Origin of the sequence: Glycomyces xiaoerkulensis (genome assembly GCF_002798405.1) — a bacterium.
In the GTDB taxonomy this organism is placed as follows: Bacteria; Actinomycetota; Actinomycetes; order Mycobacteriales; family Micromonosporaceae; genus Glycomyces; species Glycomyces xiaoerkulensis.
On record NZ_PGGV01000024.1, the window covers coordinates 6,464 to 29,645 of the forward strand.

The following is a 23,182-nucleotide window of genomic DNA, read 5'->3' on the forward strand; positions in this document are numbered from 1 at the left end:
GCGTCCGGGTTGTGCCTGGACGTATCGGGCGCCTCGACCGACAACGGCGCCCTGGTCCAGCTTTGGACCTGCCACGGCGGCGACAACCAACGCTGGAACCTGAGCTAGCACTCAGACCCCTCACAGGGGAGGTCGCCCAGGCGAAGAAAGCGCCGCCTGGGCGACCTCACACGAGTGCCAGAGGCGTCAGTCAGAAAGATCAGACGTTGCCGAGCGGATCTTCGACAAGACGCCCGAGGAGCACCAGCGAGTGATCGAGATCGACATCGCGTTCCGTCGTGTCATCGCCGCCCACACCGGCAATCCGGTGCTCGTCGGTATGATCGAGGCGCTGGCCGGCATGACCACACACGGCCTCCTCACCGCCTGGCCCGGCGAGCGGATCACCGGCGCTTTGGAGCCCCATGAATGCGAAGATGAAGTACGCCCTGTCAACGGCGGGAGCGTTGGCACCTGCCGCGACCACTGGCTGCGCCGACGCCGAATCGGACGACGCCCGGCCCGACGAAGCAACAGAGGAGTCCTCCTTCCGGATTGAGTGACCCGTGAAGTGCTGGTGGGCCCGATGAGCGGCTCTGGACCAGCGAGCGCACCGCCAGTGCCCCAAGTCGACCTCGCCGACGGGGCCACCACCAGAGTGCTGGAGATCCCGGACGTGCCGATGTGTCCGAAAGGGCCCAGGACGGGCTGCTCGGTATGGCCCTGCACCCCGACCGGTTGACCGCTGAAGAGAACCAGTACGTGTATCTGTCCTATATCTACAGTAGTGATCCCGGCGTGCCGGTTTGGGTAGTCGGTATGCGACTGACCGAACAGATGTTTCGGCAGCCGGTAGCCCTGTTCGGCAGCATCTCTGATGGACTCCAATGACGAAGGATGCTCCTTCACCTGCGAAAATACAGGTCCCTAGTTTGTAGATCCGCAGGTGGAAGGAGCACCTTTCCGGCGTCCGAGGTTGGTGACTCGGACACCAATCTGCGTGTGGCGACCGACGGCCGTGGCGTGATCGGTCATGCTGGGATGGTGCCGCTGCGAGCGCCGGCCGGCAGGACGGGTCTGGTCAGGGTGCGTCCGATCGCGGCCGACACCGAATTACTCGATCAGGTCAGGCTCCAGCGCTGGTTGGCCGACCCGTGGCACGACCACAGGACGACTGGAGAGCCGTTGGCGGTGGCACCTTCGACTACATCGAGGCAGAGACCTGACTGGACCCCGGTGACGGTGCCGTCGCCGTTGAGGGTCCAACGTTGGTTGTCCTGTCCATTGCAGGGCCAGACGATGACCGGCGTGCCGGCGTCGGTCTGTCCTTCATGGGCGTCCAGGCACATCCGCGACGAACCACTGTAGACGCTCAACTCTCCGGACGAGGTCTGCGTCCACCGCTGGTTGGACCCGCCTCCGCAATCCCAGATCACCGGCTGCGTGCCCGGCTCAGTCGATGACTCCGGGACGTCGAGGCACCGGTTCGACGCGGCTCCGCGCAGTTCGCCGGTGTGGCTGACCTGGCCTCCAGGGGTCAGAACGAGCCGGTAGGCGCCCATCTGGTCCTGGTCGGCGACCGGGACTGTGACGCTGCCGCCGGAGATCGGGTACTCCTGTGTGGAGACGTGGGTCGCCCCGCCGACGGGCGTCTCCCGCCCCGAGCCGGGAACGTACTCCAACGTGCCGGTCACCGACGAGCCGAACTCGTCCAGCCCGTCGATCCGGATCGCGTTGTCGCCCGCCTGGCCGGCGAAGACGACGCTCACTTCCTGAACCGCCGCGTCATAGGAGGCCACAGCGTCGTTGTATTCGGTCGGGACGACGTCCACGATGTCGCCGGACTGCTGGGCGTACCACTGGTACATCCAGTACGAGGCGGTCGGCTGGTTCTCGTGCAGCAGGCCGTTGAGCGTCCCCGCCTCGTACCAGAACGCGCGTTCGGCGTCCCGGACGCCCTCGCGTTCGAACTGGGCGATGTAGTGGTTGACGGTGCCGGGCTCGTCGATCTCCTCCGGCGCGGCGTACTCGTTGATGGAGATCGGCAGCGGCCCGATGCCCAGTTCGCGCTCGAGTTGCCGGTAGTCCCGGATGTGCTGGTCGACGCCCTGCCAGCCCGAAAGCTCGTGCCAGGAGATGACCTGGGGGACCGTGCCCGACTCCTGCGCGAAGGAGAGGAAGTCCCGCATCCAGTTCTCGTCCCAGTACGAGACGCTGGGGCCCATGATCGGGGTGGTGGCGTCGGAGGCGCGGATCCGCTCGTAGGTGCGGTTCCAGCCGTCGTGGAAGCCGCCGGCCTCTTCCGGCCAGGTCCAGCGCGGCTCGTTCCAGATCTCCCAGGCGGTGACGTTGTCGATGTCGGGTCGGGCCTGCACGTCGGCGATCATCTGGTCGACCCGGTTCAGCCAGTCTTCCCAGCCGAACCACTCGTAGGGGAAGCCCGGCAGCGAGTCGGCCATGTCGACGGTCAGGTCCGCGCCGGCGGCCATCGAGTTGTCGGCGATCTTGAGGATGCCGCCGACGCCCGGTTCGGTCTCCCCGTTGGGGATGTGGTCGTGGTTCGGTGGCGGCTGCCGCAGGGTGTTGAGGTTGAGCGGCATCAGCAGCTCGAGCGGGGGCGAGTCGGCGTCGGCCAGCCCGTAGAGGGTGCCGTTGCCGACGTAGCTGACCGGTCGGATGGGGGCGTCGGCGTCGACCACCAGGGGCTCGGGGCCCTGGGCCTGGGCGATCCCCGAGGCGGTGAGCGTGGATGCGCTGAGGACGATCGCGCCGGAGAGCAGGCCGAGCGCGCGCCGTCGACGGCGCGTCGGATGAGGTTTCGTTGGCATGGAGTCGTTCCCTTTCGAATATCGCTGGGCGGGAGGGGCGCGGCCGCGGTGGTGTCCGCGGCGACTTCGGTGCGGGCTCCTATCGTTCAGTTTGATTGTTAGCGCTCACAAATGAATCCGTCTGTGCACATATACCGATACCTAAGTCCGGACGCGGCTGCGAGTATCCGTGCGGGGCGATACTGCCAGAAGTGAGCGCTAACAGGGGCTGATGCTAGTTCATGCCGAATTTCGCTGTCAAGAGCAGACGCGAGATCCATGAAAAATCCAGATGGTGAGGTATGCACTGACGAGAGGCTGCTCCTCGAAGGAATCCGAGGTGTTCTTCGAACGGGGGTTGACGGCTGATGATCGTGAGCGCTAACATATGCTTCCGTCGATCCAGTCACCACCGATCAGCTGGGAACCATGCAAACCCTTCAAGACACCGAGCATCATCGCGACGCTGTGAGCGCTCACAGAACTTCGATACGGCGTCCGGAACGGCGCAAGCGCCTGCGGTCCGCCCTCGAGGCCTACGCCATGCTCGCCCCGAGCATCATCGGCTTCGCGCTCTTCCTCATCACGCCCATCGTCGTGGTCGTCGCCCTGAGCTTCTACGAGTGGAACTTCCTGTCCGCCCCCGAATTCGTGGGCCTGGACAACTACCGCGAACTGGCCGGCGACGAGCGGGCGATGCAGTCGATCGGCAACACCTTCTACTACGTGCTGCTCAACATCCCGATCCAGACCGTCCTCGCGCTGCTGCTGGCGCTGGGGGTCAACTCGAAGATCAAGGCCCGCAACGCGTTCAGGGTGATCTACGTGCTGCCGTGGATGGCCATGCCCGTCGCCCTCGGCGTCATCTGGCGGTGGGTGTTCGACCCGATGAACGGGGCGCTCAACCGCTTTTTGGAAGCGCTCGGCGTCGACGGAGTCGCCTGGCTGACCGACTCCACGTGGGCCATGCCCGTGATCGCCTCGGTCAACGTCTGGCAGTACACCGGCTACACGATGCTGTTCTTCCTCGCCGGACTCCAGGCCATCCCGGCCCAGCTCTACGAGGCGGCGAACGTCGACGGCGCCTCGAAGCCCTACCAATTCTTCCAGATCACCCTGCCGCTGCTGCGGCCCGCGATGCTGTTCGTGCTCATTACGAGCGTCATCGGCTCGTTCCAGGTCTTCGACACCATCCACGTCATGACCGCCGGCGGGCCCGACGGGGCCACGTCCACCCTCAACTACCAGATCTACCTGGAGTCGTTCACCCAGCGCAGCGCCGGATACGCGTCGATGCTCGCGGTGATCCTGTTCGCGATCATCGCCCTGATCACGCTGGCGCAGGTCGTGTTCTTCCGCAAGCGCACCGTCTACGACTTCAGCTAGGAGCCCGCAGTGTTGAAGAAGATCCTCCTCTACCTCGTGCTCATCGGCGGAGCGCTGGTCTCGGTGGGCCCGTACCTGCTGACGTTGAACGCCGCGTTCAAGCCCAAGCAGGAGATCCTCACCTCCGAACCGTGGGCGCCGCCCCAGAGCCCGATCCTGACCAACTTCGCCGAGGTGTGGAGCTCCTACAACTTCGCCACCTTCGTGCTGAACTCGGTGATCGTGGCCGTGGCGGTGACCGTCGGGCAGCTCGTGTTCTCCACTCTCGCCGCCTATGCCTTCGCGCGGTTGGAGTTCCCCGGGCGCGACCTGCTGTTCTGGGCCTACATCGCGACTTTGATGGTGCCCCAGATCGTCACGCTGGTGCCGACGTTCATCATCGTCCGCGAGATGGGCCTGGTCGACACGCACCTGGGCCTGGTGCTGCCGTTCGTGTTCGGTTTCCTGATGCCCTACGGGGTGTTCCTGGTGCGGCAGTACTTCAAGACCATCCCGCAGTCGATCGAGCACGCCGCCCGGATCGACGGCGCCGGCACCTTCACGATCCTGTGGCGGGTCATGATCCCGATGGCCAAGCCGATCCTCGGCACCCTGGCGATCATCAGCTTCGTCAATACCTGGAACAACCTGCTGTGGCCGCTGATCATCACCCACTCCGAGTCCACCCGCGTCATCACCCGGGGCATCGCGCAGATGCAGAGCCAGTTCAACCAGGAGTACCACCTGGTGCTGGCGGCCTCGGCGATGGCGCTCCTGCCGCTGGTGGTGGTCTTCCTGACCTTCCAGCGGCACATCGTCCGCTCCATCGCCCTCAGCGGCATGAAGTGACCGAACAAGTGCATACACCAACCTCTCGATGAGAAAGGCGAACACCATGAACAAGACGCGCCTGGCGGCCCTCGCCGCCGTCGTGGTCGCGGCACCGCTGGGGCTCGCCGCCTGCGGCGGCGACGATGACGGAGCGGTCACGCTCCGGTACGCCTTCTGGGACGACAACCAGCGGCCCGCGCTCGAGGCGATGATCGAGGCCTTCAATGAGGAGCACCCCGACACAACCGTCGAGCTGGAGCAGAACCCCTGGGACGACTACTGGCCCGGACTGGACACCCAGTTCGCCGGCGAGTCCGCGCCCGACGTGTTCTGGAACCACGTGTCCCGCTTCCCGACCTACGCCGACTCCGGCGTCCTGCTGCCCATAACCGACCGGATCGAAGAGGACGGGCTCGACACGTCCATCTACCCCGAGGACCTCTACAACTCCTGGCAGTTCGAGGAGGAGCAGTACGGCCTGCCCAAGGACTGGGACTCGATCGCGCTGGTCTACCGGACCGACATGCTCGAAGCGGCCGGCATCGACCCGGCCACCGTCGACGATCTCGAATGGAACCCCGCCGACGGCGGCACCTTCGTCGAGTTCCTCCAGAAGCTCACCATCGACGCGAACGGCAACAACGCCCTCTCGCCGGACTTCGACCCCGAGAACGTGGAGCAGTACGGCCTCGCCCAGGCGTCGGCGACCGGCCAGACCGACTGGTGGAACTTCGCCGTCCAGAACGGCTGCGAACTGCAGTCCGAGCCGTGGGGCGAGTACACCATCGACGCTCCCGAATGCGTCGAGGCCCTCCAGTTCACCGCCGACCTCTACAACGAGTGGGGCGTCTCGGTCCCCGCCGAGGTCACCAACCAGCCCAACGGCGGCGAGGCCGCCGAGCAGATGGTGGCCGGCAACGCCGCCACGGTGATGGACGGCTCCTGGATGCTCGGCTTCTACCGCGACGGCCTCGAGCCGGGCACGTGGGCCGTGGCCGACAATCCGGCCGGGCCCGCCGGCTCCGGTTCGGTCATCAACGGCCTGTCCAATGCGATCTACGCCGGCACCGACCACCCCGACGAGGCCTGGGAGCTGGTCAAGTTCCTCGGATCCGAGGACGCGCAGCGGATCGCCGCCGAGACGGGTTCAGTGTGGCCGGGCGTGTCGTCGCTGAACGACGCGTTCGCTGAATACTGGAGCGGTCAGGGCGTCGACGTCAGCGGTTTCCAGACCGCGGCGGAGGGCACCACCGTCGGCTACCCGCTGTCGATGAGCGACGCCGCCTTCGGGACGGCCGCACTCGACGAGTTCAACCAGGTGTGGCTCGGCCAGCAGGACGCCCGGGCCGCGGCCGAGGCCGTCGTCGAGATCGCCAACGCCCAATAGCCGGAACACGAATCGAAAGGTGACCGACCGACATGAGCGCAGCCGAATCCCGACCAGTGAGCATCTTCGACGTCGCGAAGCTGGCGGGAGTCTCGCACCAGACCGTCTCGCGGGTGATCAACGACTCGCCCCAGGTTGCGGACGCCACGCGTGCGAGGGTGAACGCCGCGATAGCGGAGCTGGGCTACCGGCCCAACCGATCGGCGCGCACCCTCGCCGGCGGCGCCGTCCGGTCGGTCACCGTCCTCACCACCGACACCTCGCTGTACGGGACCGCCGAGACGCTCCGCGGCATCGAGGACGCCGCCCGGGCCAACGGGTTCACCGTCCTGATCTCGGTCCTCGATCCGGCCGAGACCTACGACGAGGACGAGATCCTGGCCCGGATCCCGCACGACGGCGCGCCGGCCATCGTCATCGCCCACGACGACACGACCGTCCGGGCAATGCGGGTGCTCCAGAAGAGCCAGACGCACACCACCGTCGCCACCGGCGGCGAGCACCTCGGCATCGAGTTGGACGGAGCCGACTGGCTCGTCTCGCTCGACGACCGCACCGTCGCCGCGCGGGCGACGAAGTACCTGCTCGACATGGGGCACCGGAACGTCCACTACCTGGCCATCCCCTCCAAGGCCAGCCGCCAGGCCGGCTGGACCGCCGCGCTGGAGGAGGCCGGGATCGAGCCGTCGCCGGTGGTCCACTCGGGATGGACGGTCGGCTCGGCGTACGAGGCGGCGCTCGAGCTGGTCGCCGACCCCGACGTCACCGCGATCCTCTGCGGCAACGACGACCTCGCCTTCGGCGTCCTGTACGCCGCCCACAAGACCGGCCGCGACGTCCCCGGCGACCTGAGCGTCATCGGCTTCGACGACAGCCCCCTCGCCGCCTACCACGTGCCGCCCCTTACCACCGTCGACCTCGACTTCAGAGGCGTGGGAAGGGGAGCCTTCGAGCTGCTGCGGCAGAAGCTTGAAAGCGGCGGGCAACCCCGCCCCACCTGGCGGTCCCCGGAACTGATCGTCCGAGAGACGACCGGTCCGGCGGACCGACGATCCGCACCGAAAGGAAAGCCATGAAATCCCATCTACGGCGCGGCCTCACGGCCGCGGCCGCGGTCGGTCTGCTCGGCAGCCTGACCGCCGCACCATCGGCCGTCGCCCAGGAGGCCCCGACCTTGACCGTGGACTTCGGCACCCTGACCGGCGAGCCCACGCACGGGGCCATCGGCTCGCTCTACGGCATCTCCGACGTCGGAGTGCCCGGCGACAACCTGATCGACCCGCTGACGATCCCCACGATGGCGGGCAAACCCACCCTCGGCACCCAGCACCCCAACGGGGACGCGAGCGCGGTGCTGGAGACCCTCGCCCGGCACGACGAGGGCGAGGCATACATCAACCTGCAGGACTGGTACCCCGACTGGCCCTACCAGAACGACGGCATCGAGGCCTACCTGGCCGAGATCGACCGGATCGTGCCGCTCATGGATTCCGATGAGCACGCCGACCGCCTGGTGTACGTGCCGTTCAACGAGCCCAACTGGATCTGGTACAACCGGGGCGAGGACTACGAGGGCACTGTGGAGCGATTCCTCCACGACTGGGACCTGGTCTACGAGCACCTCAAGGAGATCGCGCCCGACACCCCCATCGCCGGACCCAACGAATCCCACTACGACGCCAGGTTCATGCGCGACTTCATGGAGCACACCGCCGAGGCCGGCACCGTGCCCGACGTCATCACCTGGCACGAGCTCGCCCCGAACTCGCTCCAGTACTACCGGGACCACTTCGACACCTACCGCGCACTCGAAGCCGAACTCGGACTCGAGTCCCGGCCGATCAACATCAACGAGTACGGCAACAACCGCGACTTCGGCGTGCCCGGCCAGATGGTGCAGTGGGCATCGATGTTCGAGGACACCGACGCTTACGCCGACATGGCCTACTGGACCGCGGCCGGCGGATTCTCCGGCAACGCGCCGCAGACCAACGTCCCCAACGGCGGCTGGTGGTTCCTCCACGCCTACTCGAGGATGACCGGTCAGACAGTCGAGGTGACGCCGCCCCGGGAGAACGAGATCGACACCCTCCAGGGCATCGCCACGTTCGACGAGTCCAAAGAGCAGGCGCACGTCCTCCTCGGCGGCGCCGACGGTGAGGCCGTCGTCGACCTCGAAGGCCTCGGCCTCGGCAACAAGGTCACCGCCACCGTCCACCGGATCGGCTGGACCGCCAACGAGGGCTCCTCGGGCCCGCCGCAGGTCGTCGACCAGATCGCGCTGCGTCCCAAGCACGGTGCAGCGACGATCGACCTCCGGAACCTGGACTCGATGTCCTCGTACTGGATCACTCTCACTCCGGGCAAGGGCAAGGTCGATCAGGTCGAGGTCCCCTGGAGCGGCACCTGGGAGGCCGAAGACGCCCGGATCACCGCCGGCGCCGTCTACAGCGAGGGCGGCGTCTCCAACGGCAACGGCTTCCCCGCCTCCGGCGGCCAGTCCGTCGGCTCGCTGAACCAGGCCGACAGCCGCGTCGAACACGACGTCGAGGTGCCCGAGTCCGGAACCTACGGTCTCACCATCACCTACGGCAACACCTACGGGCGCGACCTGCCCGAGGGCGCCTCCCCGACCGAGCAGTTCCTCACCGTCAACGGCGGCGAGGCGACGACCGTCACCTACCCCTCGACCATGCAGTGGGCCGCGCGAGGCCAGGTCACCGTCCAGGTCGAACTCGAGGCCGGCCCGAACACCATCGCGCTCGCCAAGTCCGACCCCGAGGCCGGAACCGCATACGGCGAGGCCGGACTCGACAAGATCGACCTGACACCGTCCGAGATCCACGAGCACCTCTATCCGGCCGTGCTCGCCCGCACCGAGGGCGAGGTCGAATTCGACTACGGCAAGAAGGAAGGCGTCACGATGTCGGGCGACGGCAGGGTGGTCTTCGACGTCTACGCTCCCGCCGACGGCCACTACGACGTCGCCGTCGATGCCGACGCCAAGGGCAAGGGCGAGGGCGGCCTCACCGTCATCGGCCCGCACGGCGAGGACGTCGAACTCGACCTCGCCGACGAGCAGGTCCTGGCCCTCCACCACGGCGTCAACCGCATCGCGATCGACGCTGGCGACTCCAAGCGCCTGAGCGTGCACGGCCTCACCGTCACCGGTGACGGCGGCACGGACGGCTTCACCGAGATCGCCGCGGCCGAAGCGGAGCTGTCCGGGACGGCGAGCCTGACCGACAACGAGTGGGCGACCGACGGCCAGACCGTCACCGGCGTCGGCGGCGGCGAGGACGACACCGCGACCCTCACCGTCGAAGCCGACCGGGCCGGACCGCATCTGCTGCTCGTCCACTACGCCAACGACGAACGCACCGAAGGGCACGCCTACAACACCGACATCATCTCCCGCTACGCCGAATTCACCGTGGGCGGCAAAGTGGTCCGCACGGTGCCGATGCGCGGCACCTGGAGCTGGAACGACTTCTGGTCCTACCCGCTCATCGTCGACCTCGAGGAGGGCACCAACACCGTCGAGATCGGCAATCCCGGCCAGTACACCGACATCGGCGACCGCCAAGGACGCGCCGCCGACTTCGACCGCTTCGAAGTCGCACCGCTGAACCCGTAGCCGACCTTCAGGAAGCCCGCCCCGCCGTCCCGGGGCGGGCTTCCGTCCGAACACCCACCTTGAAAGGAAAGCGCATGCCAGCGCTCGAATCCCGCCTCTGGGCCCTCAACACCCCGAACACCACGTACGTCGTGGCCCTCGACCCCCACGACGGACTCAGGGGGATCCACTGGGGACGAAGTTTGACTGCGGCGCAGGCCGACTCGCTCCGGGAGCTGCCGGGAGCGGTGCGGCGGTCGGTCTCTGATGGGCGCGACGCCGTTCTGGACCTGGCCCCGGCATCGGCGTTCAGGTACGGCGTCAACGGCCTGCAGGTCCGGTTCGCCGACGGCACCCGGGACCTCGAACTCGCGTTCACCGAAGTTGTCCGGACCGACCGGGAGCTCACGCTCGTGTTCACCGACGGCCACTACGGACTCGAGGTCCGCACCACCTACCGCACCCGTGCGGACACCGACGTGATCGAGCGATCGACGTCACTGGTCAACCGCGGCGCCGAACCGGTCGAGGTGATCCGCGCCGACTCGGCCACCTGGGTCATCCCCGAACGCGAGGACTACCGGCTCACCCAACTGTTCGGCGAATGGGGCGCCGAAACCCGCATCAACCGCACCTCCCTCCCGTACGGCGAGACCCACCTGGGGTCGCGACGCGGACACACCAGCCACCAGGCCAACCCGTGGGCCGCCATCGACGACGGCACCGCCACCGAGTCGCACGGCGAAGTCTGGTCGACCGCGCTCGCCTGGAGCGGCACCTGGCGTCTCACCGCCGAACGCGCGCCGACCGACCGCGTCGCCATCTCCGTAGGCTTCGGGCACGACCCGGTCTCGGTCGCGCTCGCGCCCGGGGAGACACTCGAGACGCCGGTGGCCGCCGGACTGTACGCCACGGGCGGCTTCGCCGCCTCGGCCGCGGCCTGGCACGACTACGCACTCCGGTACGTCCTCCCGCATCCCGAGGAGCTCCGGCCGGTCATCTACAACTCCTGGGAGGCCACCGAGTTCGACATCTCGGCCGACAACCAGGCCGCGCTCGCCGAGCGGGCCGCGGCGATGGGTTGCGAGCTGTTCGTGATGGACGACGGCTGGTTCGGCTCACGGGTGCACGACCGGGCGGGGCTGGGCGACTGGCACCCGAATCCCGACCGCTTCCCCGACGGGCTCGGGCCACTGATCAAGCGGGTCCACGACCTCGGCATGCGGTTCGGGCTCTGGGTCGAGCCCGAGATGGTCAACCCCGACTCGGAGCTGTACCGGAGTCGGCCCGACTGGGTGTACCACCAGCCGCACCGGCGCCGCAGCGAGATGCGCAACCAGCTGGTGCTCAACCTGGCCCGCACCGACGTGGCCGAGTGGATGCACGGTCGGCTCGACGAGCTGCTGGCCGGCGACGAGATCGACTTCCTCAAATGGGACATGAACCGGCCGTTCAGCGAGGCGGGGTGGCCCGGCGCCGAGGACCCCGACCGGCTCTGGTTCGACCACACCAGGAACCTGTACCGGATCCTCGACCGGCTCAGAGCCGACCACCCGAACCTGCGCATCGAGTCCTGCGCCTCGGGCGGCGGCCGGGTCGACTTCGGCATCCTGCGCCGCACCGACCAGGTGTGGACCTCGGACAACACCGACGCGGTCGACCGCCTGGAGATCCAGGAGGGCTTCGCCCAGGTGTACCCGGCCAAGGTGATGGGCGCATGGGTCACCGACTCGCCGAATCCGTTCACCCGCAGGGAGGTCCCGCTGGACTTCCGCTTCCACGCGGCGATGGCGGGCGCCCTCGCGGTCGGCGGCGATCTGCTCAAGTGGACGGAGGCCGAGTCCCGTCGCGGCGCCGAGCTGGTCGCCGACTACAAGCGCATCCGCGGGACCGTCCAACTCGGCAGGAGGAGTCCGATCCGAGCCGGAGAGATCCGCGGCGCGCAGTACGGCCGCGGCGACGAGACCGTGGTCCTGGCCTGGCGCCGCTCGCGCCGCCTCGGCTACCGCGACCCGCTCGTGAAGCTCGCCGGCCTCGAATCCGACGCCCGCTACCGCGACGAGCGAACCGGCCGGATCCACCACGGCGCGGTCCTCGCCACGCACGGTCTCGACCTGGACCTCCAACCGTGGGACTACGCCTCCACGATGGTCGAGCTGGTGCGCATGCCGTGACCACGACGCGGCGGGGCCGGCCCCTGCCCCCCGCTCGAGTGACCCCCGAAAGGCCGAGGGCCGAGGACGCCTCGCGTCCCCGGCCCAAGGCGTACCTCAGTCCGCGGTGCAGCTCACCGCTGGCGTCGCCGCCGAGCCGGTGCTGATGAATCCCCAAGCGCTGGCGGTCTGCCCGGCTTGGATGGTGCCGTTCCAACCGACGTCGACCGCGGTCACGGTCGATCCGGAGGTGGAGACGTCTGCGTTCCAGTGGCTGCTGATGCTCTGACCGCCCGGCCAAGTCCAGGTGAGCGTCCAGCCGCTGATGGTGTCGCTTCCGGCGGTGACGAGAAGGTTGCCCTGCCAGCCGGAGCCCCAGTCGTTGACGACCTCGACCTCGGCCGAGCAGTCGGACCCGGTCGGCGGCTCCGTGGTCTCATCCGGGGGAGTCGTCTCGTCCGGGGGAGTCGTCTCGTCCGGAGGCGTGGTCTCGTCGGGCGGGTCGGACTCGAACCGGTTGAAGAACTCCCACGTCTCTCCCGGCAGCCACGAGTCGGCGCCTTGGCCGGCGGCACCGTCGCGCGGTGCCTGAATGTGGCCCTCGTCGAACGAGGCCCACACGACCGGGTGGTCCGGCAAGCACCCCGAGAACTCGGTGGTGACGTGCGTCCGACTGCCCGACGGGGGCTCGGGCGTGGTCTGCGGGGTGCAGCCGTTGTTGTCGACGAACTGGTCGCGCTGGGAGATGCCGTCGGTGAAGTTGTCGGTGGTGCCGTGCGCCGCGTAGACCGCGACCGGCTCGGTGCCGCCGTCGCATCCGCTGACGAACCCGGGCGAACCGTAGGGCGCGATGGCGCGGAACACGTCGGGCCGTGAGCACGCGAGCGAGTAGCTCATGGCTCCGCCGTAACTGAATCCCAGGGAGAAACGCTGGTCGGTGTCGACGCACAGATCGCCCTCGATGAGCGCGAGCATGTCGTCGACGAACCCGATGTCCTCGCCGCCGCTGTTCTCCCAGGCGTCGTCCAGGCCTTGGGGAGCGACGAAGATGGTGGAGTCACCGGCGAGCTGCTTGAGCCCGTAGTAGGCGTAAGTGCCCGTCTCCACGGTCTGACCGGTCGCCACGTCCTGAGCGGTGCCGCCCCACCAGTGGAAGGCGAAGACGAGGCGGTAGGGACGGTCGTTGTCGTAGCCGGAGGGGATGTCGAGGATGAAGCTGCGACTCGTGCCCCCGCTCTGGATGGTGTGGGTGCCGCTGGTCAGGCTGGGGGCCTTGCCGCATCCGGCTGTCGCTTGCGCCTGTGCCGGAGAAGGCGAGGGATCGACGGTGGCCGCTAGTGTGCCCGCGGTGAAGACCGCCGCCAGGGCCACCGCGACCAGCGCGATCCGCGCGCCGGTTCTCGAGGAGGTCATGATGAGACGCCTTTCGTGTTGTCATGGGCGGTTGAACCTTGCGTCCCTGTGGTAGAAACTTTCGTGAGAGGCCCCGAAAGTTAACATATCCTTTCTATCGATAAATGTCAATATTTACTCAGCTACTCTGTGTCCCGTCCGGTTCGACGGTGGCCATCAGGGTTCGGCGGTGTCGGGGGTCGCCATAGCGGCTGCCTCGATAGGTAGGGAACCGCCGAGAGCTGTCTGTTCGTTCCGCGAGGCAGGCTCTTGGCCGGAGGGCTGGGTCGATATCGCCGGGGCGTAGCGGGCCCGGGCGGAGGGTTTGGACCTGACTGGCCCGGACAGGCTGCTCGCGGCGGTCACCAAGAACGCCATCCAGGCCGCGCTGCAAGATATTCCCTCGCCAGTGAGGTCCGGCGCTGCGGGACGACAACCGCGCCGTCGTGATCGTTGCGGTCAAGGACAGGACTTGCAGTGAGGACTGTGAGCGCATCGAGGAGTGATCCACGCTGCTGGTCGACGACTACCTGCGCGGGTTCGGAATCAGAGGATGAGCGTGCTAGAAGTCACACGAATGCGCCTGTTGGTAGCGGTTCGGGAGCGCTGGAGGCCGAAAACTTTGGAACGCATTTGGAAAAACCAGCCGTACAGACCCGGTCATGGCCGGGATGGCCGGACACAGTGGGATGTCCATAAAGGACAACCTCCAACCTGTGTTTGGGCAGGTCGGAGGCTGTTTCTACTGGTTGTGGGTTTGCAGGGGTGACAGGACTCGAACCTGCAACCTACGGTTTTGGAGACCGTTGCGCTGCCAAATTGCGCCACACCCCTTCGCCGGGCTCGTTGCCGCTGCCCGGCCGCAACCATCTTACGGGTTGCGGCCGGGGCGGTGCAAGCGGGTGTCCGGCGGTGTCGGTGCTGGTCAGACTGCCGGGACGATGGAGCCGTCGGGCCAGGTCCGGGCGATGTGGTCGCGGACCTCGTCGGACTGGAGCAGCTCGGCGAGCGCGCGGATGTCGTCGTTCTCGGCGTCTGCCCCGTTCACGACGAGGAAGTTGGCGTACGGGTTCCCCTCGGCCGATTCGCTTGCCAAGGCGTCGTCGGCCGGGCTCAGGTCGGCTTCGAGGGCGTAGTTCCCGTTGATCACGGCCGCCTCGACGTCCTCGAGCGTGCGCGGAAGCTGCGCCGCCTCCACCGGGACGAACTCCAGGTCCAGCGGGTTGCCGGTCACGTCGCCCTCGGCGGCGGTGGTGGCGTCCACGCCCTCGGCGAGCTCGATCAGCCCGGCCTCGGCCAGGAGCGCCAGCGCCCGGCCGCCGTTCGTGGCGTCCGACGGGATCGCGATCTGGGCGCCCTCGGAGAACTCGTCGGTTGAGGCGACCTGGTCGGAGTACAGCCCCAGCGGCTCGATGTGGACCGGCGCCACCGGCACGAGGTCGGTGCCGTTCTCGGCGTTGAACTGCTCGAGGTAGGGCACGTGCTGGAAGAAGTTGGCGTCGACCGCGCCGTCGTCGGTGGCCAGGTTCGGTTGGACGTAGTCGGTGAACTCCTCGATCTCGATGGTGAGGCCGGCCTCGTCGGCCAGGTCGTCGGCGACGTACTCGAGGATCTGAGCGTGGGGGACCGGCGTGGCGGCAATGGTGACCGTGCCGTCGGTCTCGGTCGCCTCGCCCCCTTCCTCGCCGCAGGCGGCCAGGACGGTCGCGGCGGTAGCCGCGGTGGCGGTTATCAGGGCACGACGGAACATTGCATTCTCCTTTTGCGATAGGCGGTTCAGCGGCGGTCGAGGGTGCGGGCACCCCGGTCGCCGAGGAATTGGAAGAGCTGGACGAGCACGACGAGGATCACCAGCGGCCAGATCATGTACTCGGTTTCGAACCGCTGGTAGCCGTAGCGGTAGGCCAGGTCGCCCAGGCCGCCGCCGCCCACGATCCCGGCCATCGCCGAATAGGAGACGACGGCCACCAGTGTCACGGTGAAGCCGCGGATCAGGCCCGGTGTCGCCTCTGGGAGGACCACGCGCCAGACCAGGGCCGGTGTCGAGGCGCCCATCGACCGGGCCGCTTCGATGAGGCCCGGCCGCACCTCCAGCAGGGACGACTCCACCAGGCGCGCGTAGAACGGGATCGCGGCCACCGCCAGCGGGACGATCGCCGCCGCGGTGCCGATCGTGGTCCCCACCAGGGCCCGGGTCACCGGGACGATCGCGACCATCAGGATCACGAACGGGGCGCTGCGGCCGATGTTGACCGCCAGCCCGAGCGGGACGTTCACGGCCGCGAGCGGCCTCGGGCCGGTCTTCGAGGTCACGTAGAGCACGACGCCGAGGACCATGCCGCCCAGGAGGGTCCAGGCTCCGGCGACGCCGACGATGTGCAGCGTCTCCAGTCCGGCCTCGTAGAGCTGCCCGGTCATCGGACCGCCTCCTCGCCGAGCAGGCGCGCGGCCTGGCGCCGGGCCGAGGCGCCCAGGTGGGAGGCGGGGTCGGCCAGCAGTTCGGGTACGGGGCCCTGCTCGGTGAAGTCGCCGTGGCGCATGACCGCGGCGCGGTCGCAGATCCTGGTGATCACCTCGAGCTCGTGGGTGATGAGCAGGATCGTCAGGTCCATTTCGCGGTTGAGCCGGGCGAGCAGGTCGAGGATTTCGTCGGTCGTCTCGGTGTCGAGCGCGCTGGTGGCCTCATCGGACAGCAGCACGGCCGGGTCGGCGGCCAGTGCCCGGGCGATCGCCAGCCGCTGGCGCTGGCCGCCGGAGAGCTGGGCGGGGTAGGCGCGGGCCTTGTCGGCCAGGCCGACCAGGTCGAGCAGTTCGAGCGCCCGGGACCGGCGCCGGGCGCGGGGCTCGCCCGTGAAGCGCAGCGGGAGCGCCGTGTTGGCGACGGCGTCGCGGTTCGCCAGGAGGTTGAAGTGCTGGAAGATCATGGCCGTCCTGGCGCGCTCGCGCCGGAGGTCGCGGCCGGTCATGGCGGTCAGTTCGGCGCCGTCCACGGTCACGGTGCCGGAGTCGGGCCTGGTGAGCAGGTTGACGGTGCGCAGGAGCGTGGACTTGCCGGCGCCGGATCGGCCGAGGACGCCGAAGATCTCTCCGGATCGGACTTCGAGGTCGACGCCGTCGAGGGCGGTCAGGTCGCCGAAGCGCTTGGTGACGCCGGACAGGCTGATTGCGGGCATGGGAGGATTGCGTCGCTTTCGCTGGGGGACGGCGCCGCTTCGGGGCGCGGCGGATCGTGGGCCCTCAGCGTGCGCACATTCGGCAGCGCGAGGCGGCGGCGCCGGTGGCGTCGCGGTGGTGGCTCGTCGGCTGCTCGTTCACAGTCGGCAAGTCAAACAGGCGGGCGGCCGGATTCCAAGTTTCTGTGATCAACGCCAACTCGTCGGCTGAGATAGGGTCTGCCCATGACTGTTGCGACGATTCCGGCCCCGGCGTTCGCGATCGAGACCTTCCGGCTCGACAACGGGCTGCGGGTGGTCCTGGCTCCGGATCCGGGCGCGCCCGTGGTCGGGGTGGCCGTGGTGTACGACGTGGGTATGCGGAGCGAGCCCGAAGGCCGGACCGGATTCGCGCATCTTTTCGAGCACATGATGTTCCAGGGCTCCCACAACGTCGGCAAGGCCGAGCACATGCGCCACGTCCAGTCGGCGGGCGGGACGTTCAACGGCTCGACCCACATCGACTACACCGACTACTTCAACCTGCTGCCGGCGAACGGGTTGGAACTGGCGCTGTTCCTCGAAGCGGATCGGATGCGCGGACCGGCGATCACCGCCGAGAATCTCGAGAACCAGGTCAGCGTCGTCAAAGAGGAGATCCGGGTCAACGTCCTGAACCGCCCCTACGGCGGCTTCCCCTGGCTCAAGCTCCCGCCGGTCATGTTCGACACCTTCCCCAACGCCCACGACGGCTACGGCTCGTTCGGCGACCTCGAGGCCGCCACCGTCGACGACGCCCAGGCGTTCTTCGACGCCTTCTATCCGGCCTCGAACGCGGTGCTGAGCGTCGCCGGCGACATCGACGTCGCCTCTGCACGCGACCTGGTCGAACGGTACTTCGGCGACGTCCCCCACCGGCCCGCGCCGGTCCACCCCTCGTTCGCCGAGCCCGACCTGACCGCCGAGCGCCGCGAATCGTACGTCGACGAGCGGGCGACCCTGCCGGCCGTGGCCGCCGCCTGGCGCGTGCCCGACCCGGTCGGTGAGACCGAGCGGTTCCTGCCCTATGTCGTGCTCGGCGAGCTGCTCACCGACGGCGACGCCTCGCGGCTGGTCGAGCGCCTGGTCCACCGCGACCGCTCCGCCACCGCCGTGGCCGCGCACGCCACCTTCATGGCCGAGCCGTTCGCCTCCCGAGGCCCGACCGCCCTGCTCATCCAGGCGTTCCTGCCGCCGACCGGCGAGGTCGACACCGTCCTGGACACCGTCGGCGAGGAGCTCGAGCGCATCGCCGACGGCGTCGACGAGGCCGAGCTCGCACGCGTCAAGGCCCGCGTCGCCGCGCAGTTGCTGCGCGGCGACGACTCGGTCATGGGCCGTTCCCGGCGACTGGCCACCGCGGAGATCTTCCACGGCGACGCCGGGTTCGCCGCCCGCTTCGCCGCCATGCTCGGCGAGGTGACCGCCGAATCCGTCTCGCAAGCCGCCAGGGCCATGACACCGCAGCGCCGCTCCGTCCTCGAAGTCGTCCCGGGAGGAAACCAGTGACCAACGCCGTACCCGGCCTCGCCCCCGAAGTCCCGCTCGCGCTGCCGACCCCGGTCGAGCGCGTCCTGGCCAACGGCCTGGAGGTCACCCTGGTCCGCCGCCCCGGCGTGCCGCTGGCGGAGGTCCGGCTCTCGATCCCGGCCGCCCATACCGACCTGGCGGTCGCCGACATGCTGTCGGCGGCCCTGTTCTCGGGCACCGACAGCTCGTCGATGTCGCAGATCGCCCAGCGACTCCAGGGCGTCGGGGGATCGCTCGGCGCCGGCGCCGACCCCGACCGCATCGCCGTGTCCGGCAACTGCCTCGCCAGCGGCCTGACCGAGCTGCTCGGCGTGCTCGGCGAGGTCGTCACCGCCGCCGACTACCCCGAAGGCCCGCTCTCGGTCGAGCAGTCCCGCATCATCGACACCCTGTCGGTGGCCGAGCAGCAGCCCGAGTTCCAGGTGACCCGCGCCCTCGAGTCGCGCCTGTGGGGCGGGCACCCCTACGGACACCAGCAGCCGAGCGCGGACGAGGTCGCCGCGGTCGACCGCGAGGCCGTGCTCGAGCTCCACCGCTCCCGCCTCCACCCCTCCGGGGCCGGGCTGGTCGTCGTCGGCGACATCGACCCCGACCAGGCCATGGCCGACATCGAGAAGACCCTCGGCGGCTGGAACGGCGCCGGGCCGCCGCGCCGCATGGAGCCGCTGCCCGACCTCCGACCGGGCCCGATCCTGCTGACCGACCGCCCCGGATCGGTCCAGTCCGCGATCCGCATCGCCTATCCGGCGGTCGAGCGCACCCACCCCGACAACGCCGCCCAGCACCTGGCGAACCTCATCTACGGCGGCTACTTCACCTCGCGCCTGGTGATGAACCTGCGCGAGTCCAAGGGCTACGGCTACTCACCGCGGTCCAGGGTGGACCACTCCCCGGCGGGGTCGGTGCAGCTCACCAGCGTCGACGTCGCCACCGAGGTGACCGCCCCGGCGCTGCAGGAGGTCATCGCCGAACTGCGCGGCATGGGCGGCGACCCGCCCGACGACGACGAGCTCGACCTGGCCCGCCGCTACGCGCTCGGCTCGGTCAAGCTCGCCACCGCCACCCAGGCCGGGGTCGCGAACTACACCTCGGCGCTGGCCGCCTGCGGGCTGCCGCTGTCGTGGCTGGCCGAGCACTCCGAGCGGCTCCGCGCGGTCACCCCGGCCGACATCAAGCGGGTCGCCGTCGAGCGGATGAGTCCGGACGGGACGGTCGCGGTGATCCTCGCCGACGGTCGGAGCGTCACCGGATCGCTGTCCGAGGTCGCCGAAATCGAGGTTCGATGAAGCGTCCGCCCCTGGCGATCGACGCGCTGGACCGGTGCGCCGAACGCCGCGGCGACGACGACTGGCTCGCCGAGGCCTGGGAGCGGGCGCAGGTCGTCGTCTGCGACCCGGAGACCGAGCGCCTCCGCGCCGACGAGGAGGGCCTGCACTACTTCGACGCCGACACCGCGCCCCAGGGCCGCCGCATCTACCTCGGCGGCGAGGACCCGCCGGTGTTCGCCGTCCTCGCCGACGCCGCCGACGGTCTGCACTCCCGCCGGCTCGGCGCCGACTGGGACCGGCGCGACCTGGCGATCGCCGTCCAGTCGACCGCCATGATGCATTGGCACCGCACCTACCGGTTCCACCCCACGACCGGCGAGGAACTGGTGCCGGGGCAGGCCGGCTGGGAGCTGGCCGGCGAGAGGGGCCGCACGGTCTTCCCGCGGACCGACCCGGCCGTGATCGTGCTCATCGACGACGGCGCCGACCGGGTCCTGCTCGCCCAGCATCGCCGCTACGGCACCCCGCGGGGCTCCTCGCCCCGGCAGGCCTCGACCCGGCAGGGCCGCTACGCCTGCATCGCCGGGTTCGTCGAGCCGGGCGAGTCGGCCGAGGCGGCCGTCCACCGCGAGGTGGCCGAGGAGACCGGTCTGGCACTCGGCTCGCTCGACTACGTCTCGAGCCAGCCGTGGCCGTATCCGCGGTCGCTCATGCTCGCCTTCCGCGCCACCGCCGACCCCGGCCAGGAGCTGGAGTTGCAGGACGACGAGATCGCCGACGCCCGCTGGTTCACCCGCGACCAGGTGCGGCGGATGTGGGTCGACGGCGACTGGTCCGGATTCAGCGCGGTGCGGATCTCGGTGGCGCGCTTTCTGATCGAGCGGTGGCTCGACGGTTCCTAGACCGCCGCCGGACCGGGCCCGCCCGAGGAACGAGAAAAGGCCCGGGACGGATCCATCCCGGGCCTGAATGCTTGGCTGCCACCCCTCGAAGCAGCCAAGCAAGTTTGACGACTCAACTATAGAGTATGCTACCTGCTTTGTGTCCTAAACGTGACCATAGTCTCGGCATGTGGCACATGTCAAGCCGCAAGCTTGGCTTTTACCTGCGCCGGCGAGGGATTGGTTAGGGCGGTACCGTCATCGAATCGCAATGTCGGCACCGTCCGGTTCCCGCCGTTGACGCCCATGACCCACTCGGCGGCTTCCGGGTCGTCTTCGATGTTGACCTCCTCGAAGCGGACTCCCTCGGAGTCGAGGACCATCTTGAGCCGCCTGCAGTAGCCGCACCAGCTGGTGCTGAACATGGTGATCACGCTTGCCTCCTTCTGTCCACCCGTTGCAACGCCTCCGCGGTCCGGAGCATTCCCGCCGTTGCGCCGCACGTCGGTGGCCTCGGATACACCCGGCCCGGCGGGAGTGTCCGGGCGCTGTCGCAGTGCTCTGACACACTGGCGTGGTGACTTCGCGCGACCAGGACCTCGAAGCCCTCTTGACCGAACTCGACCCTGAGCAGCGCGAGGCGGTGACCGCCGAGCCGGGGCCGGTGTGCATCCTCGCCGGCGCCGGCACCGGCAAGACCCGGGCCGTGACCCACCGGATCGCTTGGCGCGTGCGGCGAGGCGACCTGCGCGGCCAGCACGTGACCGCGGTGACCTTCACCGCGCGCGCCGCGGGGGAGATGCGGGACCGGCTGCGCGGGCTCGGCGTCACCGGTGTGAACGCCAGGACCTTCCACTCGGCGGCGCTCCGCCAGTTGCGCTTCTTCGGCGCCCGCCGCTTCGGCGGGCAGGTCCCGGAGCTGGCCGATTCGACGATCAAGTTCATCGGCATCGCCGCCGCCCGCGCCGGCCTGAAGACCTCCCGGGCGAAGAACTTCGACCTGGCGACCGAGATCGAGTGGGCCGCTTCGTCCCTGATCGGGCCGGACGACTACGTCGACACCATCGCCCGGCTCGGCCGCGAGGCGCCCACCGACCCGGCCGACGTCGCGAAGGTCTACGCCGCCTACGTCGAGGCCAAGCGGCGGGCCGGGGTGATGGACTTCGCCGACGTCCTCGCCCACACCGCCGACATGGTCGCCGAGGACGAGAGCGCCGCCGACCGCATCCGCAGCCAGTACCGGTTCTTCGTCGTCGACGAGTTCCAGGACGTCACCCCGCTCCAGCGGCGGCTGCTCGACGCCTGGCTCGGCGAGCGCGACGACCTCACCGTCGTCGGCGACGCCAGCCAGACCATCTACTCCTTCACCGGCGCCACCTCCCGCTTCCTGCTCGACTTCACCCGCCGCTACCCGGAGGCGACACTGGTGCGGCTGGTCCGCGACTACCGGTCGACCCCGCAGGTGGTCGGCCTCGCCAACCAGATCATCGCCGAATCCTCCGGCCGCGAGGCCGCGATGCGGCTGGAGCTGGTCGGGCAGCAGCCCGACGGCCCCGAGGTCTTCGCCGACACCTACCAGGACGAGGCCGAGGAGGCCGAGATGGTCGCGCGGCGCTGCTCGCAGTTGATCGCCGACGGCGTCGGTCCCTCGGAGATCGCGGTGCTCTACCGCACCAACGCCCAGTCGCAGGCCTATGAGGAGTCGATGGCCGCCTACGGGGTGCCGACCGTGATCACCGGCGCCCAGCGGTTCTTCGACCGGCCCGAGGTGCGCCAAGCGGTGGTGGCGCTGCGTTCGGCGGTCAAGACCGATGTCGGGGAGCTGCCGCTGGCCGAGGCCGTGCCGGCGGCGCTGGAGGCGATCGGTTGGCGGCCCGGCGCGGCCCCTGCCGGCGGGGCGCAGCGGGAGCAGTACGAGGCCGTCGCGGCCCTGGCGGGCCTGGCCGCGCAGTACGAGGGCTCGAGTCTGTCCGAATTCTGCGCCGAGCTGGGCCGCCGCGCCTCCGAGCAGCACGCGCCGGCCGTGGAGGGGGTCACGCTCGCGAGCCTGCACTCGGCCAAGGGCCTGGAGTGGGACGCGGTGTTCCTGGTCGGTCTGGCCGACGGCACCCTGCCCACGATGTTCGCCCGCACCGACGCGGCCCGCGAGGAGGAACGGCGACTGCTCTATGTGGGCATCACCCGCGCCCGCCGCCTGCTCCATTTGTCCTACGGCCTGTCGCGCCACCCCGGTGGGCGCGAGCGGAAGCTCAGCCGCTTCCTGGCCCCGCTGGGCCTGGGCGGCTTCCCGCGGGCGCCCGAACCGAAGCAGGCCGCGACCAGGGGGAAGTCCAAGCCTCGCTCCAAGGTCCTCAACTGCTCGGGCTGCGGCAAGCCGCTCACCGACGCCCGCGATCGCAAGCTGGGACACTGCCCCGACTGTCCGTCGACAATGGACGAAGAACTGTTCGAGCGGCTGCGCGAGTGGCGCCTCGCGGCGGCCCGGGACGGCGGCAAACCGGCCTTCACCGTCTTCACGGATGTGACGTTGGTCGCGATCGCGGAGCGCTGCCCGGCCTCCGACGGCGAGCTGGCCGCCCTTCACGGCATCGGCCGATCCAAGTTGGATAAGTACGGCCCGGCGGTGTTGTCACTGGTGAACGGCGGCACCGTGGAGGAGGCGCTGGCACTGTCGAGGGCCGAGTCATGAGGTCGGGAGGGATTGGCAAAAATTTTCTTCAGCGCGCCCCGAAAAAAGACGTTGCGCGCCGAGAGTCGGCGCGCGTAGCGTTGCCATTGCCGG

At 69.1% G+C, this 23,182-nt stretch carries 17 protein-coding genes, 1 tRNA gene and 2 pseudogenes; 13 read left to right on the top strand and 7 right to left on the bottom strand.

Translation table 11 applies throughout. From position 1 onward, the window contains the following. The 3 genes and pseudogenes from CUT39_RS21735 to CUT39_RS08465 all read left to right on the top strand — a co-directional run. Nucleotides 1-108, top strand: a 108-nt coding sequence (locus tag CUT39_RS21735) for an RICIN domain-containing protein (protein WP_157930561.1), incomplete at its 5' end; no start/stop codon positions are given. 82 nt (nt 109-190) lie between these two features. Continuing rightward, nucleotides 191-538, top strand: a pseudogene (locus CUT39_RS08460) (hypothetical protein); the annotation flags it as partial. 125 nt (nt 539-663) lie between these two features. Then, on the top strand, nt 664-870 hold the full coding sequence (locus CUT39_RS08465) for a hypothetical protein (protein ID WP_100445540.1): 207 nt from the start codon (nt 664-666) through the stop codon (nt 868-870). Nucleotides 871-1,100: 230 nt separating this feature from the next. Here CUT39_RS08465 and CUT39_RS08470 read toward each other — a convergent pair whose 3' ends face one another. Beyond that, nucleotides 1,101-2,807: an RICIN domain-containing protein gene (locus CUT39_RS08470; protein ID WP_198586984.1), complete on the bottom strand. Its 1,707-nt coding sequence runs from the start codon at nt 2,805-2,807 to the stop codon at nt 1,101-1,103. A gap of 447 nt (nt 2,808-3,254) precedes the next feature. Here CUT39_RS08470 and CUT39_RS08475 point away from each other — a divergent pair, with 447 nt between their 5' ends. The 6 genes from CUT39_RS08475 to CUT39_RS08500 all read left to right on the top strand — a co-directional run bounded on the left by CUT39_RS08475 (nt 3,255) and on the right by CUT39_RS08500 (nt 12,159). Beyond that, entirely contained in the window at nt 3,255-4,172 is a 918-nt protein-coding gene (locus CUT39_RS08475; protein ID WP_198586985.1) for a carbohydrate ABC transporter permease, read from the top strand. Between the two features lie 9 nt (nt 4,173-4,181). Then, nucleotides 4,182-5,000 carry a carbohydrate ABC transporter permease gene (locus CUT39_RS08480; RefSeq protein ID WP_100445544.1) on the top strand — a complete coding sequence of 273 codons (819 nt, stop codon included), beginning with the start codon at nt 4,182-4,184 and terminating at the stop codon, nt 4,998-5,000. A gap of 46 nt (nt 5,001-5,046) precedes the next feature. Continuing rightward, entirely contained in the window at nt 5,047-6,369 is a 1,323-nt protein-coding gene (locus CUT39_RS08485; protein ID WP_157930557.1) for an ABC transporter substrate-binding protein, read from the top strand. A gap of 32 nt (nt 6,370-6,401) precedes the next feature. After that, a complete protein-coding gene (locus CUT39_RS08490; protein WP_100445548.1) occupies nt 6,402-7,445 on the top strand; it encodes a LacI family DNA-binding transcriptional regulator in 1,044 nt (347 codons plus the stop codon). Further along, entirely contained in the window at nt 7,442-10,006 is a 2,565-nt protein-coding gene (locus tag CUT39_RS08495; protein ID WP_100445550.1) for a carbohydrate-binding protein, read from the top strand. Before CUT39_RS08490 ends, CUT39_RS08495 begins: the two co-directional genes overlap by 4 nt. Nucleotides 10,007-10,080: 74 nt before the next feature. Beyond that, complete coding sequence (locus CUT39_RS08500) at nt 10,081-12,159, top strand: alpha-galactosidase (RefSeq protein WP_100445552.1); 2,079 nt, start codon at nt 10,081-10,083, stop codon at nt 12,157-12,159. 96 nt (nt 12,160-12,255) lie between these two features. Here the strand turns inward: CUT39_RS08500 and CUT39_RS08505 are convergent, their stop codons facing one another. From CUT39_RS08505 to CUT39_RS08525, 5 genes and pseudogenes are all read right to left on the bottom strand, one after another. Continuing rightward, entirely contained in the window at nt 12,256-13,551 is a 1,296-nt protein-coding gene (locus CUT39_RS08505) for a cellulose binding domain-containing protein (protein WP_198586986.1), read from the bottom strand. Between the two features lie 739 nt (nt 13,552-14,290). Next, nucleotides 14,291-14,364, bottom strand: a tRNA-Trp gene (locus CUT39_RS08510). Between the two features lie 91 nt (nt 14,365-14,455). After that, nucleotides 14,456-15,280 carry a MetQ/NlpA family ABC transporter substrate-binding protein gene (locus CUT39_RS08515; RefSeq protein ID WP_100445554.1) on the bottom strand — a complete coding sequence of 275 codons (825 nt, stop codon included), beginning with the start codon at nt 15,278-15,280 and terminating at the stop codon, nt 14,456-14,458. Nucleotides 15,281-15,306: 26 nt separating this feature from the next. Further along, complete coding sequence (locus CUT39_RS08520; RefSeq protein WP_100445556.1) at nt 15,307-15,948, bottom strand: methionine ABC transporter permease; 642 nt, start codon at nt 15,946-15,948, stop codon at nt 15,307-15,309. A 53-nt stretch (nt 15,949-16,001) separates the two neighbouring features. After that, nucleotides 16,002-16,703: pseudogene (locus CUT39_RS08525) on the bottom strand (methionine ABC transporter ATP-binding protein); the annotation flags it as partial. 219 nt (nt 16,704-16,922) lie between these two features. Here CUT39_RS08525 and CUT39_RS08530 point away from each other — a divergent pair. Genes CUT39_RS08530 through nudC form a run of 3 tightly spaced genes read left to right on the top strand, consistent with a single transcriptional unit; the run spans nt 16,923 to nt 20,421 of the window. Then, nucleotides 16,923-18,230, top strand: coding sequence for a M16 family metallopeptidase (locus CUT39_RS08530; protein WP_100445560.1), 1,308 nt, complete (start codon nt 16,923-16,925; stop codon nt 18,228-18,230). After that, nucleotides 18,227-19,537, top strand: a complete 1,311-nt coding sequence (locus CUT39_RS08535) for a M16 family metallopeptidase (protein ID WP_100445562.1) — start codon at nt 18,227-18,229, stop codon at nt 19,535-19,537. The genes CUT39_RS08530 and CUT39_RS08535 overlap by 4 nt, the downstream gene beginning before the upstream one ends. Continuing rightward, entirely contained in the window at nt 19,534-20,421 is an 888-nt protein-coding gene (gene nudC / locus CUT39_RS08540; protein ID WP_100445564.1) for an NAD(+) diphosphatase, read from the top strand. The genes CUT39_RS08535 and nudC overlap by 4 nt, the downstream gene beginning before the upstream one ends. 179 nt (nt 20,422-20,600) lie before the next feature. Here nudC and CUT39_RS08545 read toward each other — a convergent pair whose 3' ends face one another. Continuing rightward, nucleotides 20,601-20,825, bottom strand: coding sequence for a mycoredoxin (locus CUT39_RS08545; protein WP_100445601.1), 225 nt, complete (start codon nt 20,823-20,825; stop codon nt 20,601-20,603). 152 nt (nt 20,826-20,977) lie between these two features. Here CUT39_RS08545 and CUT39_RS08550 point away from each other — a divergent pair, with 152 nt between their 5' ends. Beyond that, nucleotides 20,978-23,089, top strand: a complete 2,112-nt coding sequence (locus CUT39_RS08550; protein ID WP_100445603.1) for an ATP-dependent DNA helicase UvrD2 — start codon at nt 20,978-20,980, stop codon at nt 23,087-23,089. Nucleotides 23,090-23,182 lie beyond the last annotated feature (93 nt).

Coding starts and splice junctions, on each gene's coding strand:
- nudC (WP_100445564.1), top strand. CDS start 19,534: ATGAAGCGTCCGCCCCTGGCGATCGACGCGCTGGACCGGTGCGCCGAA.
- CUT39_RS08500 (WP_100445552.1), top strand. CDS start 10,081: ATGCCAGCGCTCGAATCCCGCCTCTGGGCCCTCAACACCCCGAACACC.
- CUT39_RS08505 (WP_198586986.1), bottom strand. CDS start 13,551: ATGACCTCCTCGAGAACCGGCGCGCGGATCGCGCTGGTCGCGGTGGCC.
- CUT39_RS08495 (WP_100445550.1), top strand. CDS start 7,442: ATGAAATCCCATCTACGGCGCGGCCTCACGGCCGCGGCCGCGGTCGGT.
- CUT39_RS08545 (WP_100445601.1), bottom strand. CDS start 20,825: ATGTTCAGCACCAGCTGGTGCGGCTACTGCAGGCGGCTCAAGATGGTC.
- CUT39_RS08490 (WP_100445548.1), top strand. CDS start 6,402: ATGAGCGCAGCCGAATCCCGACCAGTGAGCATCTTCGACGTCGCGAAG.
- CUT39_RS08470 (WP_198586984.1), bottom strand. CDS start 2,807: ATGCCAACGAAACCTCATCCGACGCGCCGTCGACGGCGCGCGCTCGGC.
- CUT39_RS08515 (WP_100445554.1), bottom strand. CDS start 15,280: ATGTTCCGTCGTGCCCTGATAACCGCCACCGCGGCTACCGCCGCGACC.
- CUT39_RS08520 (WP_100445556.1), bottom strand. CDS start 15,948: ATGACCGGGCAGCTCTACGAGGCCGGACTGGAGACGCTGCACATCGTC.
- CUT39_RS08485 (WP_157930557.1), top strand. CDS start 5,047: ATGAACAAGACGCGCCTGGCGGCCCTCGCCGCCGTCGTGGTCGCGGCA.